This is a genomic window from Pseudomonas sp. GW456-12-10-14-LB2 (assembly GCF_002884345.1).
GTDB classification, from domain to species: domain Bacteria; phylum Pseudomonadota; class Gammaproteobacteria; order Pseudomonadales; family Pseudomonadaceae; genus Aquipseudomonas; species Aquipseudomonas paraglycinae.
Genome location: NZ_POHV01000005.1, coordinates 18,469 through 34,182 on the forward strand (window position 1 = coordinate 18,469; position 15,714 = coordinate 34,182).

General features: G+C 61.8%; 12 protein-coding genes. 10 read left to right on the forward strand and 2 right to left on the reverse strand.

Translation table 11 applies throughout. From position 1 onward, the window contains the following. Positions 1-167: 167 nt before the first annotated feature. Positions 168-2,135 (reverse strand): dihydrolipoyllysine-residue acetyltransferase, encoded by a 1,968-nt coding sequence (gene aceF, locus C1X29_RS04530; RefSeq protein ID WP_102686817.1) that lies wholly within the window; start codon positions 2,133-2,135, stop codon positions 168-170. Between the two features lie 11 nt (positions 2,136-2,146). After that, positions 2,147-4,792, reverse strand: coding sequence for a pyruvate dehydrogenase (acetyl-transferring), homodimeric type (gene aceE / locus C1X29_RS04535; protein WP_011332129.1), 2,646 nt, complete (start codon positions 4,790-4,792; stop codon positions 2,147-2,149). A gap of 262 nt (positions 4,793-5,054) precedes the next feature. On the opposite strand from aceE, the gene C1X29_RS29630 reads away from it, so the two are divergent. The 10 genes from C1X29_RS29630 to C1X29_RS04580 all read left to right on the forward strand — a co-directional run bounded on the left by C1X29_RS29630 (position 5,055) and on the right by C1X29_RS04580 (position 15,621). Continuing rightward, the gene (locus C1X29_RS29630; protein WP_255261909.1) at positions 5,055-5,180 is read left to right on the forward strand and encodes a hypothetical protein; all 126 of its coding nucleotides are present in this window, start codon (positions 5,055-5,057) and stop codon (positions 5,178-5,180) included. Further along, positions 5,177-8,116, forward strand: coding sequence for a bifunctional [glutamate--ammonia ligase]-adenylyl-L-tyrosine phosphorylase/[glutamate--ammonia-ligase] adenylyltransferase (gene glnE / locus C1X29_RS04540; RefSeq protein WP_102716944.1), 2,940 nt, complete (start codon positions 5,177-5,179; stop codon positions 8,114-8,116). The genes C1X29_RS29630 and glnE overlap by 4 nt, the downstream gene beginning before the upstream one ends. A 50-nt stretch (positions 8,117-8,166) precedes the next feature. Beyond that, positions 8,167-9,201, forward strand: a complete 1,035-nt coding sequence (waaF, locus tag C1X29_RS04545) for a lipopolysaccharide heptosyltransferase II (protein WP_039766536.1) — start codon at positions 8,167-8,169, stop codon at positions 9,199-9,201. A gap of 1 nt (position 9,202) precedes the next feature. After that, the gene (gene waaC / locus C1X29_RS04550; protein WP_074689605.1) at positions 9,203-10,264 is read left to right on the forward strand and encodes a lipopolysaccharide heptosyltransferase I; all 1,062 of its coding nucleotides are present in this window, start codon (positions 9,203-9,205) and stop codon (positions 10,262-10,264) included. Then, entirely contained in the window at positions 10,264-11,385 is a 1,122-nt protein-coding gene (locus C1X29_RS04555; protein WP_085746461.1) for a glycosyltransferase family 4 protein, read from the forward strand. The genes waaC and C1X29_RS04555 overlap by 1 nt, the downstream gene beginning before the upstream one ends. After that, positions 11,386-12,192, forward strand: coding sequence for a lipopolysaccharide core heptose(I) kinase RfaP (gene rfaP / locus C1X29_RS04560; protein ID WP_102716945.1), 807 nt, complete (start codon positions 11,386-11,388; stop codon positions 12,190-12,192). Beyond that, the gene (locus C1X29_RS04565) at positions 12,192-12,926 is read left to right on the forward strand and encodes a lipopolysaccharide kinase InaA family protein (RefSeq protein ID WP_102716946.1); all 735 of its coding nucleotides are present in this window, start codon (positions 12,192-12,194) and stop codon (positions 12,924-12,926) included. Before rfaP ends, C1X29_RS04565 begins: the two co-directional genes overlap by 1 nt. After that, the gene (locus C1X29_RS04570) at positions 12,923-13,675 is read left to right on the forward strand and encodes a lipopolysaccharide kinase InaA family protein (RefSeq protein WP_102686815.1); all 753 of its coding nucleotides are present in this window, start codon (positions 12,923-12,925) and stop codon (positions 13,673-13,675) included. Before C1X29_RS04565 ends, C1X29_RS04570 begins: the two co-directional genes overlap by 4 nt. Further along, positions 13,675-15,126, forward strand: coding sequence for a lipopolysaccharide kinase InaA family protein (locus C1X29_RS04575; RefSeq protein WP_102716947.1), 1,452 nt, complete (start codon positions 13,675-13,677; stop codon positions 15,124-15,126). The genes C1X29_RS04570 and C1X29_RS04575 overlap by 1 nt, the downstream gene beginning before the upstream one ends. 159 nt (positions 15,127-15,285) lie before the next feature. Continuing rightward, entirely contained in the window at positions 15,286-15,621 is a 336-nt protein-coding gene (locus tag C1X29_RS04580) for a YceK/YidQ family lipoprotein (protein WP_085746466.1), read from the forward strand. The last annotated feature ends 93 nt before the right edge of the window (positions 15,622-15,714 follow it).

Here is a 15,714-nt window from a genome sequence, read left to right on the forward strand (position 1 = left end):
TGGACTCGAGTCGTGGCTTATATCAGCGCAAGTTGTGGGAAAAGTTCGGGCGACAGTTATTTCAGGCAAAAAAAAGCCCCGCCAAACTGACGGGGTTGAGGTACGAGCGTGTGGCGCTCGAAAACGTGGAACGCGGTCGGCCCTCCGTTGCCGGAGGGCCGAGCGCTTTACAGCAGGATGGTGCGGATGTCCGCCAGCAGGTCGCTCAGACGCTTGGTGAAGCGTGCAGCAGCGGCGCCGTTGATCACACGGTGATCGTAGGACAGCGACAGTGGCAGCATCAGTTTCGGCTGGAAGGCTTTGCCGTCCCAGACTGGCTGGATGGTTGCCTTGGAAACACCGAGGATCGCCACTTCCGGCGCGTTGACGATTGGCGTGAAGCCGGTGCCGCCAATGTGGCCGAGGCTGGAAATGGTGAAGCAGGCGCCTTGCATCTCGTCCGACGAGAGCTTCTTGGTCCGGGCTTTTTCAGCCAGGGAAGCGGCCTCGGCGGCCAGTTGCAGCAGGCTCTTCTGGTCGACGTTCTTGATGACCGGTACGAGCAGGCCATCCGGGGTGTCGACGGCGAAGCCGATGTTCACGTATTTCTTGCGGATGATCGCCTTGCCGCTTGGTGCCAGCGAGCTGTTGAAGTCCGGCAGTTCCTTGAGCAGGTGCGCGCAGGACTTGAGCAGCAGCGGCAGGATGGTCAGCTTGACGCCGGCCTTCTCTGCGACAGCTTTCTGTGCGGTGCGGAACGCTTCCAGCTCGGTGATATCCGCCGAGTCGAATTGCGTTACGTGCGGCACGTTCAGCCAGCTGCGGTGCAGGTTGGCAGCACCGACCTGCATCAGGCGGGTCATCGGCACTTCTTCGATTTCGCCGAAACGGCTGAAGTCGACGACCGGAATCGGCGGGATGCCCGCGCCACCGGTTGCGCCAGCGGCAGCGGCCGGTGCTTCCTTGGCCTTCTGCATCATGGCTTTGACGTAAACCTGCACGTCTTCTTTCAGGATGCGACCGTGCGGACCGCTGGCGCCGACAGCGCTCAGCTCGACGCCGAATTCGCGAGCCAGTTGACGCACGGCAGGGCCGGCGTGAACTTTGGCGCCTGGCTTGGCTGGCGCAGCAACCGGAGCGGCAGCAGCAGGTGCAGCGGCAGCCGGAGCAGCAGCAGCGGCCGGCGCCGGAGCGCTCGGAGCAGCAGCGGCAGCTGGAGCCGGGGCAGCAGCTGGAGCGGCACCTTTGACTTTCAGCTTGAGGATCAGGTCGCCGGTGCCGACTTCGTCGTCCAGCTTGATGGAAACGCTTTCCACCACGCCAGCGGCAGGCGACGGGATTTCCATGCTCGCCTTGTCGGATTCCAGGGTGATCAGCGACTGGTCGGCTTCAACGCTGTCGCCAGCCTTGACCAGCACTTCGATGATCTTGGCCTTGCCGGCCGAACCGATGTCCGGAACGTGGATGTCCTGAACGCTGTCGGCAACCGGTGCAGCTGGCGCGGCGGCCGGTGCTGGTGCCGCCGCAGCGGCCGGAGCAGCAGCCTGGGCCGGAGCGGCAGCAGCAGGGGCCGCAGCACCCGCCACTTCCAGATCCAGGATCAGGTCGCCGGTGCCGACTTCGTCGTTCAACTTGACGCTGATGGCCTTGACCACGCCAGCGGCAGGCGACGGGATTTCCATGCTCGCCTTGTCGGATTCCAGGGTGATCAGCGACTGATCAGCCTCGACGGTGTCGCCGACCTTGACCTGGATCTCGATGATCTGGGCCTTGCCCGAAGAACCGATGTCCGGCACGTGCACTTGCTGAACCGAAGCGGCAGCAGGGGCAGCAGCTGGAGCAGCCGGTGCAGGAGCGGCAGCCGGTGCAGCTTCAGCCTTGGCGGCAGGCGCAGCAGCCGGAGCAGGGGCCGCAGCTGCGGCACCCTCGACTTCCAGTTCCAGCAGTTCGTCGCCTTCTTTCAGGCGATCGCCCAGCTTCACTTTCAGGCTCTTGATGACGCCAGCCTTCGGGGCCGGCACTTCCATGCTGGCCTTGTCCGATTCCAGGGTCAGGATGCTCTGGTCGGCTTCGATACGGTCGCCGACCTTCACAAACAGTTCGATTACTTCACCTTCACCGCTGCCGATGTCAGGTACGCGAATGAGTTCGCTCACAGAGTTTCTCCTCAGCAGTCCAGTGGGTTGCGTTTTTCCGGGTCGATGCCGAACTTGGTGATGGCCTCGGCCACGACTTTAGGTTCGATATCACCACGGTCAGCCAGTGCTTCCAGGGCTGCCAACACCACGAAATGACGGTCGACTTCGAAGAAATGACGCAGTTTCTTGCGGCTGTCGCTGCGGCCGAAACCGTCGGTGCCCAGGACTTTGAATTCCTTGGACGGTACCCACTGACGGATCTGCTCGGCGAACAGTTTCATGTAGTCGGTAGACGCGATGACCGGACCCTTACGGCCGCTCAGGCATTCTTCGACGTAGCTGCGCTTAGGCTTCTGGCCAGGTTTCAGACGGTTGCTGCGCTCTACGGCCAGGCCGTCGCGACGCAGTTCGTTGAAGCTGGTGACGCTCCACACATCGGCGCCGATGTTGAACTCTTCACGCAGGATCTTCGCCGCTTCACGGACTTCACGCAGGATGGTGCCGGAGCCCATCAGCTGTACGTGGTGCGCCGCGTCGCGGGTGTCTTCTTCGAGCAGGTACATGCCTTTCTTGATGCCTTCTTCGGCACCGGCCGGCATGGCTGGCTGCTGGTAGGACTCGTTCATCACGGTGATGTAATAGAAGATGTCCTGTTGCTCTTCGGTCATCTTCTTCATGCCGTCCTGAATGATCACCGCCAGCTCGTAGCCGTAGGTCGGATCGTAGGTGCGGCAGTTCGGGATGGTGGCAGCCAGCAGGTGGCTGTGACCGTCTTCGTGCTGCAGGCCTTCACCGTTCAGGGTGGTACGGCCGGCGGTGCCGCCGATCAGGAAGCCACGGGTACGGCTGTCGCCAGCGGCCCATGCCAGATCGCCGATACGCTGGAAGCCGAACATCGAGTAGAAGATGTAGAACGGCAGCATTGGCTGGTTGTGGCTGGAGTACGAAGTACCGGCGGCGATGAAGGAGCTCATGGCGCCTGCTTCGTTGATGCCTTCTTCAAGGATCTGACCTTTCTGGTCTTCCTTGTAGAACATCACCTGGTCTTTATCGACTGGCTCGTAGAGCTGACCGACGGACGAGTAGATGCCCAGCTGACGGAACATGCCTTCCATACCGAAGGTACGGGCTTCGTCCGGGATGATCGGAACGATGCGCGGGCCGATTTCCTTGTCCTTGACCAGTTGCGCGAGGATCCGCACGAAGGCCATGGTGGTGGAAATTTCACGGTCGCCGGAACCGTCGAGGATCGCCTTGAGGGTGTCCAGGTCCGGGGTCGGTACGCTGAAGCTTTGTGCGCGACGCTGAGGAACGAAACCGCCCAGTGCGGCACGACGCTCGGCCAGGTAACGGGCTTCGGCGCTGTTTGGCTCCGGCTTGAAGAACGGCAGGTTTTCCAGCTCTTCGTCTTTCACCGGGATGTCGAAGCGGTCGCGGAACAGCTTCAGGCTGTCGACGTCGACTTTCTTGGTGTTGTGCGCGGTGTTCTTCGCTTCGCCCGCACCGGTACCGTAACCCTTGATGGTCTTGGCCAGGATGACGGTCGGTTGTTCTTTGTGGTTGACCGCTTCGTGGTACGCCGCGTAGACCTTGTACGGGTCGTGGCCGCCACGGTTGAGTTTCCAGATCTCGTCGTCGGACAGATCAGCAACCATCGCCTTGAGTTCTGGCGTGTTGAAGAAGTGTTCACGAACGAACGCGCCGTCTTTGGCTTTGTAGTTCTGGTACTCGCCGTCGATGACTTCGTCCATGCGACGTTGCAGGATGCCGTCGACGTCTTTTGCCAGCAGTGGATCCCAGAAACGGCCCCAGATAACTTTGGTCACGTTCCACTGAGCACCGCGGAACACGCCTTCGAGTTCCTGGATGATCTTGCCGTTGCCGCGAACCGGGCCGTCGAGGCGCTGCAGGTTGCAGTTGATGACGAAGATCAGGTTGTCCAGCTTCTCGCGGCCGGCCAGGGAAATGGCGCCCAGGGATTCCGGTTCGTCGCACTCGCCGTCGCCCAGGAAGCACCAGACTTTCTGTTTGCCCGGCTGGATGAAACCGCGGTGTTCCAGGTACTTCATGAAGCGAGCCTGGTAGATCGCCTGGATCGGGCCCAGGCCCATCGAAACGGTCGGGAACTGCCAGAAGTCAGGCATCAGCCAAGGGTGCGGGTAGGACGACAGGCCCTGACCGTCGACTTCCTGGCGGAAGTTGTTCATCTGGTCTTCGGTGATGCGGCCTTCCATGAATGCACGGGCGTAAACGCCTGGCGAGGTGTGGCCCTGGAAGTAGATCAGGTCGCCGCCGTGTTCGTCGGTCGGGGCCTGGAAGAAGTAGTTGAAGCCGATGTCGTACAGGGTCGCACTGGAAGCGAAGCTGGAGATGTGACCACCCAGGTCAGAATCTTTCAGGTTCGTACGCATTACCATGGCCATCGCGTTCCAGCGTACCAGCGAGCGAATGCGGCGTTCCATGAACAGGTCGCCAGGCATGCGTGCTTCGTGGGTAACGGGGATCGTGTTGCGGTAAGGCGTGGTGATGGCGTAAGGGAGCTGCGAACCGCTGCGGGTCGCCAGTTCACCCATACGGGTCATCAGATAGTGAGCACGGTCTTCGCCTTCTTTGTCGAGAACCGATTCCAGGGCGTCCAGCCATTCCTGGGTTTCGACGGGATCGAGGTCTTGCATGGCTTGCTCCAGGGCGGAAAGGCTTCCAGAATCGGTTGCCTGAGTTTGCGACTGGCCTTGTGGGCAGACGATTTAAAATTCTTGGATTGCCGACAGGTTGTTCCGGCGGCGTGTAGTTTTACTACAAATCATCCGGCATTTCAGCCTTTCGAATGTATAGACGAGTAGTAAAACTACAGATGAAAGGCTTGTGGCCTCCGACTGCGTTGTGAGAATAATCGTTAAGGTTGGTCTTTAGCCATCCGAAAAAGGTGAAAGTTTGATGCTGGCTGCCAAAGAAAAAGAAATTTCAGCTATTTCTCACTTTTGTTCGACAGTCCTTCGCGTAGCGGTTTTTCAATCATCACTACAAGCGGCCATTTACACGCCGATCAAGGATAGACCATGACCCTGCCCGCGCTTGCCGAACTGCCCGCCATTCTCCTGCCGTTGGTCAGCCGATCGGAGCAGTCGTTCCGTGCGGCCGTCGCCGGACTTGAAGATGATCTTGGCTTCTCCACCTGGACGCCGGAACGCTGGGCGCAGTTCGCCCGCGTCAGCGCCGCCAGCGATTTCGTCATTGAACAGAGCGTTCGTGACCCTTTGATGTTGTTGTCGCTGGTGCAGTCCGGCGAGCTGGACCGGCCGTATGCCAAAGGTGAGTTGTGCGCGCAGATCGCCGCCGCCGTCAGCCTCGCCCAGACCGAAGATGAACTGGGCCGAGCCCTGCGTCGCCAGCGCACCCGGCATCAGGTGCGGATCATCTGGCGCGACCTCAACCGCCAGGCCGATCTGGTGCAGACCTGCCGCGATCTCTCGGACATGGCCGACGCCAGCGTCGATCAGGCCTATCAATGGTTGTACCGCCGCCATTGCGACCAGTTCGGCACACCGACCGGCCGGCGCAGCGGCGAACCACAGCAGATGGTCATCCTTGGCATGGGCAAGCTCGGCGCGGTCGAGTTGAACCTGTCCTCGGACATCGACCTGATCTTCGCCTACCCGGAAGGCGGCGAAACCGTCGGCGTGAAACGCCCGCTGGATAACCAGGAATTCTTCATCCGCCTCGGCCAGCGCCTGATCAAGGCCCTCGACCCGATCACCGTCGACGGTTTCGTGTTCCGCGTCGACATGCGTCTGCGCCCGTACGGCTCGTCCGGCGCGCTGGTGCTGAGCTTCAATGCGCTGGAGCAGTATTACCAGGATCAGGGCCGCGACTGGGAACGCTACGCGATGATCAAGTCGCGGGTGGTGGCCGGCGATCAGGTGGCGGGCGAGCAGTTGCAGGAAATGCTGCGACCGTTCGTTTACCGGCGCTATCTGGACTTCTCGGCGATCGAAGCGCTGCGCACCATGAAGCAACTGATCCAGCAGGAAGTGCGGCGCAAGGGCATGGCCGACAACATCAAGCTGGGCTCCGGCGGTATCCGTGAAGTCGAGTTCATCGCCCAGGCCTTTCAACTGATTCACGGCGGTCGCGACCTGAGTCTGCAACAGCGCCCTCTATTAAAGGTGTTGAGCACGCTCGAAGGGCAAGGCTATCTGCCGCCAGCGGTGATCAGCGAGCTGCGCGAAGGTTACGAATTCCTGCGTTACACCGAACACGCGATCCAGGCGATTGCTGACCGTCAGACCCAGATGCTGCCGGACAGCGCTCAGGATCAGGCGCGAATCGCGTTCATGCTCGGTTTCGCCGACTGGGAAGCGTTCCACGAGAAGCTGATGTTCTGGCGCGGCCGGGTGGCTTGGCACTTTGCGCAAGTGATCGCCGATCCGGATGAGGACGAAGGCGTCGAGAGCGAAGTGGTGGTCGGCGGTGAATGGCTGCCGCTGTGGGAGGAGGCTCAAGACGAAGAAGCGGCCTGTCGCCAGCTGGAGGAGGGCGGTTTCGCCGACGCGACCAAGGCCCTGAAGGCACTGGCGAGCCTGCGCGCCAGTCCGCAGTTGCGGGCGATGCAGCGTCTGGGGCGCGAGCGTCTCGATGCCTTTATTCCGCGCCTGCTCGCCCAGGCGGTGGAGCATGAAAATCCCGATCTGGTGCTCGAGCGGGTGTTGCCGCTGGTCGAAGCGGTAGCCCGGCGCTCGGCTTATTTGGTGCTGCTGACGGAAAACCCCGGCGCGCTGCGGCGTTTGCTGACGCTGTGCGCCGCCAGTCCGTGGATCGCCGAGCAGATCACCCGCTTCCCGTTGCTGCTTGATGAATTGCTCAACGAAGGCCGGCTGTTCAAGCCGCCGCTGGCGCCGGAACTGGCCGCCGAGTTGCGCGAGCGCCTGACGCGGATCCCGGAAGACGACCTCGAACAACAGATGGAAGCGCTGCGCCATTTCAAACTGGCGCACCGCTTGCGTGTTGCCGCCTCGGAAATCGCCGGCAGCCTGCCGTTGATGAAAGTCAGCGATTACCTGACCTGGCTGGCCGAAGCGATTCTTGAGCAAGTGCTGGCCCTGGCCTGGCGCCAGACCGTGGCCAAGTACGGCACGCCGCTGCGCACCGATGGCACGCTGTGCGATCCCGGCTTCATCATTGTCGGTTACGGGAAAGTCGGGGGGATCGAGTTGGGGCATGGTTCGGATCTGGACTTGGTGTTCATCCACGATGGCGATCAGCAGGCCGAAACCGATGGCCCGAAACCCATCGATGGCACGCAGTTCTTCACCCGGCTCGGCCAGCGGATCATTCACTTGCTGACGGCACAGACCAACTCCGGTCAGCTGTACGAAGTGGACATGCGCCTGCGTCCTTCCGGAGCATCCGGGCTGCTGGTCAGTTCGCTCGGCGCGTTTGCGCGCTATCAGGAAAATGAAGCCTGGACCTGGGAACATCAGGCGCTGGTGCGGGCGCGGGTGCTGGTGGGCAGCAAGGATGTCGGCCAGGCGTTCGAGAACGTCCGGGCCCAAGTGCTGGGCAAAGTGCGGGATCTGGCGAAACTGCAACAGGAAGTGAGCGAGATGCGCGCCAAGATGCGCGACAACCTCGGCAGCAAGAGCACTGCCGCCGGTACCGGGGCGAATGCCTTCGAGGCCACGGCGCCGTTCGACCTCAAGCAGGACGCCGGAGGTATCGTCGATATTGAATTTATGGTGCAATACGCGGCTCTGGCGTGGTCGCAAACCCACCCGCCGTTGCTGCGCTGGACGGACAATATCCGCATTCTGGAAGAGCTGGAGCACGAAGGGCTGATGCCGGCCGAAGACGCCAGCCTGTTGCGCGAGGCCTACAAGGCCTATCGTTCCGCCGCCCACCGGCAGGCCTTGCAGAAGGACGCCGGGGTGATACCGGGCGATCAGTTCGCAGACGAACGGCGGCAGGTGATGCGGATCTGGCGTGAGCTGGGGCTAAGCTGATTCTCGAGCGGGGAGGCGTAAAGCCTCCCCGGTTCGTTTATGGAAACCACATGAATATTCTGATCGTTGGGCCCAGTTGGGTCGGTGACATGGTGATGGCGCAGACACTGTTTCAGTGTCTCAAGCAGCGCCACCCGCAGTGCGAAATCGACGTGCTGGCCCCCGAGTGGAGCCGGCCGATCCTCGAACGCATGCCCGAAGTGCGCAAGGCCTTGAGCTTCCCGCTCGGCCACGGCGCGCTGGAGCTGGCGACCCGTCGGCGGATCGGCAAATCCCTGGCCGGCCAGTACGACCAGGCGATCCTGCTGCCGAATTCGTTGAAGTCGGCGCTGGTGCCGTTCTTCGCCGGCATCCCGAAACGCACCGGCTGGCGCGGCGAATTCCGCTACGGCCTGCTCAATGACGTGCGCACGCTGGATAAAGAACGTTATCCGCTGATGATCGAGCGTTTCATGGCGCTGGCCTACGAGCCGAACGCCGAGCTGCCGAAACCTTATCCGCGCCCGAGCCTGCAGATCGATCCGGTGACCCGCGAGGCCGCATTGGCCAAGTTCGGTCTGACCCTCGATCGCCCGGTGCTGGTGCTGTGCCCCGGCGCCGAATTCGGTGAGGCCAAACGCTGGCCGTCGGAGCATTACGCCAAGGTTGCCGAGGCGCGGATTCGCGAAGGCTGGCAGGTCTGGCTGTTCGGTTCGAAGAACGATCACGCGGTGGGTGAAGACATTCGCGCGCGGCTGATTCCGGGCCTGCGTGAAGAGTCGGTGAACCTCAGCGGCGGCACCTCGCTGGCCGAGGCCATCGACCTGATGTCCTGCGCCGATTCGGTGGTCTCCAACGATTCCGGCCTGATGCACGTGGCCGCTGCATTGAATCGCCCGTTGGTTGCGGTCTACGGGTCGACCTCGCCGGGTTTCACCCCGCCGCTGGCCGAGCACGTGGAAATCGTCCGTCTGGGCCTCGATTGCAGCCCTTGTTTCGACCGCACCTGCCGTTTCGGCCATTACAACTGCCTGCGCCAGCTGATGCCGGACGCAGTCAACGATGCCTTGCAGCGTTTGCAGGGCTCTGTGGTCGAGGTTCATTAACTTGCGGGTATTGCTGATCAAGACTTCATCGCTGGGCGACGTGATTCACGCGTTGCCGGCGCTGACCGACGCCGCCCGGGCGATTCCCGGGATCAAGTTCGACTGGGTGGTGGAAGAAGGCTTCGCCGAGATTCCGACCTGGCACCCGGCCGTAGGCAAAGTGATTCCGGTGGCGATCCGCCGCTGGCGCAAGAACATCTGGAAAACCATCACCAGCGGCGAGTGGAAACGCTTCAAGCAATCCGTTCGGGCGAACAAATATGACCTGGTGATCGACGCTCAAGGCCTGCTGAAAAGCGCCTGGCTGACCCGCTACGTCAAAGCGCCGGTGGCCGGTCTTGACAAGGGCTCGGCCCGCGAGCCGATTGCCGCGCGCTTTTATGACCGCAAACTGGCGGTGGCCCGTGGGCAGCACGCCGTCGAGCGCGTGCGCCAGTTGTTCGCGATTGCTTTGGGCTATGACTTGCCCAAAGGCCTGGGCGATTACGGCCTCAATGTCGAGCGTCTGGTCGAACTGCCGCGCAAGAATGCCTACGTGGTGTTCCTCCACGGCACCACCTGGGACACCAAACACTGGCCGGAAGCCTACTGGCGCGAGCTGACCGAGCGGGTCGGCTACCTCGGCGTCGGGATCAAGCTGCCGTGGGGCAACCCGCTGGAGAAGGCCCGGGCCGAGCGCATCGCCGCCGGTTTCAAACACGCCGAAGTGCTGCCGAAGCTGAATCTGGCCGGGGTCGGCAAGGTGCTCGCCGGCGCCCAGGCCTGCGTCGCGGTGGACACCGGTCTCGGCCATCTGGCTGCGGCACTGGATGTGCCGACGATTTCCCTGTTCGGCCCGACCAATCCGGGCCTGACCGGCGCCTACGGCAAGCTGCAGATTCACCTCGGCAGCGATTTCCCTTGCGCGCCGTGCCTGCAAAAGAAATGTACCTATCAACCGACCGCGCAGGATGCCCGTCAGTTTGACCTGAAACGCGAGTGGCCCCTGTGCTTCACGCGTCTGAATCCCGAGCGTGTTGCCAGCCGACTGAGCACGTTGTTGATGGCTGAGGAGCTGCGCTGATGCAATTGGCTTTTGTCCTGTACAAATATTTTCCGTTCGGCGGTTTGCAGCGCGACTTCATGCGCATCGCCCTCGAATGCCAGAAGCGCGGGCACCAGATCCGCGTCTACACCCTGATCTGGGAAGGCGACGTGCCGCCCGGTTTCGAAGTGCTGGTGGCGCCGGTCAAGGCGTTCTTCAATCACCGGCGCAACGAAAAGCTCAGCGCGTGGATGGAAGCGGACCTGGCCAGGCGCCCGGTGGATCGCCTGATCGGCTTCAACAAGATGCCGGGGCTGGACGTCTACTACGCCGCCGACGGTTGCTTCGAAGACAAGGCGCAGAACCTGCGCCATTCGCTGTATCGCCGCTGGGGCCGCTACCGCCACTTCGCCGAATACGAGCGTGCGGTGTTCGCCAAAGACGCGAAGACCGAAGTGCTGATGATTTCCGAAGTGCAGCAGCCGCTGTTCATCAAGTATTACGACACACCACTTGAGCGCTTCCACCTGCTGCCGCCTGGCATCGCCCAGGATCGCCGCCGTCCTGCGGATGCCGACCAGATTCGCGCCGGTTTCCGCGCCGAATTCAACCTCAAGGACGACGAACTGCTGCTGGTGCAGATCGGTTCCGGGTTCAAGACCAAGGGTGTCGATCGCAGCCTGAAAGCGCTGGCCGCATTGCCTGCCGAGCTGAAGAAACGCACCCGGCTGTTTGTAATCGGCCAGGATGACCCCAAATTGTTCCAGATGCAGAGTGCGACGCTGGGCCTGGGCGACAACGTGACGTTCCTCAAGGGGCGCAGTGATATCCCGCGTTTCCTGCTCGGCGCCGATCTGCTGATCCACCCGGCGTATAACGAAAACACCGGTACGGTGCTGCTTGAGGCGCTGGTCGCCGGGTTGCCGGTGCTGGTCAGCGCGGTCTGCGGTTACGCCCATTACATCGCCGAGGCGGACGCCGGGCGAGTGCTGGACGAACCGTTCGATCAGGCGCAACTGGCGCAATACCTGACTGACATGTTGAACGACGACGCTGCACGGGCGGCCTGGAGCCGCAACGGTCTGGCCTTCGCCGAGACGGCCGACCTCTACAGCATGCCGCAGCACGCGGCCGATGTGATTCTGGCGGAGCACGCTTAAATGAAGTTGATGCTGGCTGAACCGTTCAAGAGCCTGTGGGCTGGCCGCGATGCGTTCGTGGAAGTCGAAGGCTTGCAGGGCGAGGTGTACCGCGAGCTGGAAGCCCGCCGGACGTTACGCACGGAAGTCGACGGCAATGGCTTTTTCGTCAAGATCCACCGGGGCGTCGGTTGGGGCGAGATCTTCAAGAACCTGCTGACCGCCAAGCTGCCGGTGCTCGGTGCGGGTCAGGAATGGAAGGCAATCCAGCGTCTGCAGGAAGTCGGCGTGCCGACCATGACCGCCGTCGCGTACGGCGAGAAGGGCAGCAACCCGGCGGATCAGCATTCGTTCATCGTCACCGAAGAGCTGGCGCCGACCATCAGTCTCGAAGACTTCAGCATCGACTGGGTCAAGCAACCGCCGCAGCCAAGACTCAAGCGGGCGCTGATCGCCGAGGTCGCGCGCATGACCGGCATGATGCACCGCGCCGGGGTCAATCACCGCGACTGCTACATCTGCCATTTCCTGCTGCACACCGACAAACCGGTCACTCCCGAAGATTTCAAACTTTCGGTGATCGACCTGCACCGTGCCCAGACCCGCCCGGCGATCACCCAGCGCTGGCGCAACAAGGATCTGGCGGCGCTGTACTTTTCCGCGCTGGATATCGGCCTGACCCGCCGCGACAAGCTGCGTTTCCTCAAAGGCTACTTCCAGCAACCGCTGCGCCAGATCCTGGCCGAAGAAGCGCCGTTGCTGAGCTGGCTTGAAGGCAAGGCCAACAAGCTCTACGCGCGCAAGCAGCGTTACGGGGATGCGCTCTGATGGCGGGTTGGAATCTGGAGCCTGAATACAGCGATCTTGCACAACACTTCGGTAGCCTAGAAGCGGTATTCGCCCTTCAGGGCGAGCGCCTGACCCGCGATCCTTTGTCCGAAGTCATTCGCGTGCAGCTCAATGGCGTCAATTATTACGTCAAGCGCTACGTCGGCGCCGGCAAAGGCTTGCGGCGTTATCTGGGCAAGCCCCGGGTGAAGATGGAATGGCAGAACCTCAAGCGCTTTGCCAAGTGGGGCATTCCCACCGCCGAAGTGGTGGCGTGGGGCCTGGAGCGCAACGGCATGGCCTACGATCGCGGGGCGATGATCACCCGTGAGCTGCCGCGCACCGAAGACCTGTCGGCACTGGCCGAACGCAACGATCCCAAGCTCAAGGATCGCGCCTGGGTCGACGGCGTCAGCCGGCAACTGGCTGGTTACACCCGGGTCATGCACGACCATCGCTTCACTCATAACGATCTGAAGTGGCGCAACCTGCTGATCGACGATCAGGCGCAGCTGTTTCTGATCGATTGCCCGAACGGAGATTTCTGGCGCGGCTTCTGGCTCAAGTACCGGATCACCAAGGATCTGGCCTGTCTCGACAAGGTGGCCAAGTATCACCTGTCGAACACCCAGCGCCTGCGCTTTTACCTGCAATATCGCCGACGTGAACGGCTCAATGCCGCCGACAAGCAACGGATTCGCCACGTGGTGAGATTTTTCGAGGGACGCGAATGACTGATTTTCTGGCCGCTGAAGATCGTGCGCTGCTGGAGCGCCACGGTCTCGGCACGTTCGATGCGCTGTGGTCCAAGCAACTCGACGCCGTGGATGAGCCCAACACCGATGGCGGCGGCTGGAGCAGCGTGTTTCGTCTGGAGCTGGAAGGGCATGGCTATTACCTCAAGCGCCAGTGCAATTACCTGACTCGCACCTTGCACGCGCCATTCGGCGAGCCGACCTTCGCCCGGGAATTTCGCAATATCAGTCGTTACAACAAGCTGGGCATTCCGGCGTTGCAGGCGGCGTTCTTCGGTGAGCGCAAGGTCAACGGTGAAGTCCGTGCGATCCTGCTGACCCGCGCGCTGGAGGGCTGGGACGATCTCGATTCGCTGTTGCAGCGCTGGTCGGATCTCGATGCCGCGCAGCAGTCGGCGATTCTCAAGGCTTGCGGCCTGTTGGCGCGTCATCTGCACGGTATGCGTCAGGTGCACGGCTGCTTTTATCCAAAACACATTTTCCTGCGCGCCGAGAGCGATGGCTATCAGGCGCAGTTGATCGACCTGGAAAAGACCCGCCCGTTGCTGTTCGGCATGCGTGACCGGGTCAAGGATCTGGAACCGCTGCTGCGCCGTGCGCCGGAGTGGAGCGAGGCGCAATTGCGTGAGCTGCTGGCGGCGTATCTCGATCAATCGACGGACAGTTCGCTGGTCGACAGCTGGATCACGCGGCTGACCGCGCGGCGCAGTCGCAAGGAGACCCGCTGATGCAGTTGTCCGACTTGAAAAATGCCGGGCGCACGCCGAGTCTGCCGTTGACGGTTTCGCTCGCGGATGCGGCGGGCGTTGCCGATTTGCAGTTGCTCAGTCTGCTGCGGGTGTTGCCGGGGCAGCGTTACGTTGGTGCCGGTGTGTGGCGCGGGCGTCCGGTGCTGGCCAAATTGCTGGTCGGCAACAAGGCAGCGCGGCATTTTCAGCGTGAACTGGAAGGTGTGAAACTGCTCGCCGCCCAGGGCATGACCACACCGTTGCTGCTGGCCGACGGCCTGAAGGACGGCGAGGGTGGCTGGCTGCTGTTTGAATTCCTCGAAGGCGCCGAAAGCCTCGGCGATGCCTGGAACAAAGTCGAATCCTTGCCGGTGCTGGCCGACGAACAATCGGCGGTGCTGGCCGAAGCGCTTGGCGCCATCGGTCAATTGCACGGCAAAGGCCTGTGGCAGGAAGACCTGCACCTGGACAACCTGCTGCGCCACGGCGGTCAGCTGTATCTGATCGATGGCGCAGGTATCTGTGCGGAAAACGCCGGCCAGCCGTTGTCCCGGCAGAAAGTGCTGGAAAACCTCGGAGTGTTCTTCGCCCAGTTGCCCAAGTCGCTCGAGCCGTTCACCGAAGAATTGTTGGTGTATTACCTGCTGAGCAACAGCGAACACGCGCTGCCGCTGGAAGCCTTGCAAAAGCAGATCGACAAGGTGCGCGCCTGGCGCTTGAAGGATTACCTGATCAAGGTCGGTCGTGAGTGCACGCTGTTCAGCGTCAAGCGCGGCGCGTTCGGTCTGCGCTCGATTCGTCGTGAGGAAGAGCCCGCGATGTTGCCGGTGCTGGAGCAGGCCGATGCCTTGCTCGATCAGGGCCATCTGTACAAGACCGGCGGCGCGGCCAGTGTCGGCAAGGTCGAGGTTGCCGGGCGTCCTCTGGTGATCAAGCGTTACAACATCAAGAATTTTGCCCATTGGCTCAAGCGCTTCTGGCGTCCAAGCCGCGCCTGGCATTCCTGGCGCGAAGGCAATCGTCTGGCCTTCCTCGGCATCGCCACGCCAAAACCGTTGGCGGTGCTGGAAACCCGTTTTCTCTGGCTGCGCAGCAAGGCCTATCTGATCACCGAACATCTGGCCGGGCCGGACATCATCGAGCGCTTTGCGCCGTACGTTGAAAGCGGTGCGGCGCCGGAAAGCGAGTTGCAGGCGCTGGATCAGCTGTTTGCGCGGTTGATCGCCGAGCGCATCAGCCATGGCGACTTCAAGGGGCATAACCTGTTCTGGCAGGAAGATCGCTGGGCGCTGATAGATCTGGATTCGATGTGTCAGCACGGCTCGTTGGGCAGCTTCGCTCCGGCCTATGCCCGGGATCGTGCGCGCTTCATGCGCAACTGGCCTGAGAGCAGCGCGCTGTATCAGGTGATTGATCAGCGGTTGCCCAAAGATGTAGCGGGCACCGCGTGATTGTTTTCGCCAGCGCGTAAGACATTTCTGCAGTTGGATCCGGGTGAGGCATGTGGCGACAAATCCTTGTGACTTGTCCTACGGCCTTCCCGGAACCCATGAACTGCCCCTCGCAAAACCCCGATGCTAGTTTGCCCCGACGTTCCCGGAGGGCAAATCTTGAGCATCAAAAACGCTATCACGATCGGCGCATTTTCCCTGGCACTGTCCGGCTGCGGCACCGCCGTTACGGTGCTGCAGGACGATGAAGACGCCACGCGCGGCCTGCGTAAACAGAAGACCTACTGTCAGTCGATTCCGCGTATCTACAGCGGACTCGCCCACGATTTCTGCCTGCTGCACGCGCCGCCCGATCCTACCGGCATTCTGGTGCCGGTTGTCCTGCTCGATCTGACCCTGTCCGGTGTGTTCGATACGGCTTTTCTGCCGTACACGATCTATCGCCAGACGGTGGACGGGAATATCAGTGTTTATTGGCGACCAGGCCGTGGATAGGCCGATGGACAAGGGTTCAGTAGGTTGAAAGACATGGGGCAATTCGCACAGGGTCATTCCCGCCACGTTTACGCTATAATCCCGCCCTTTAGC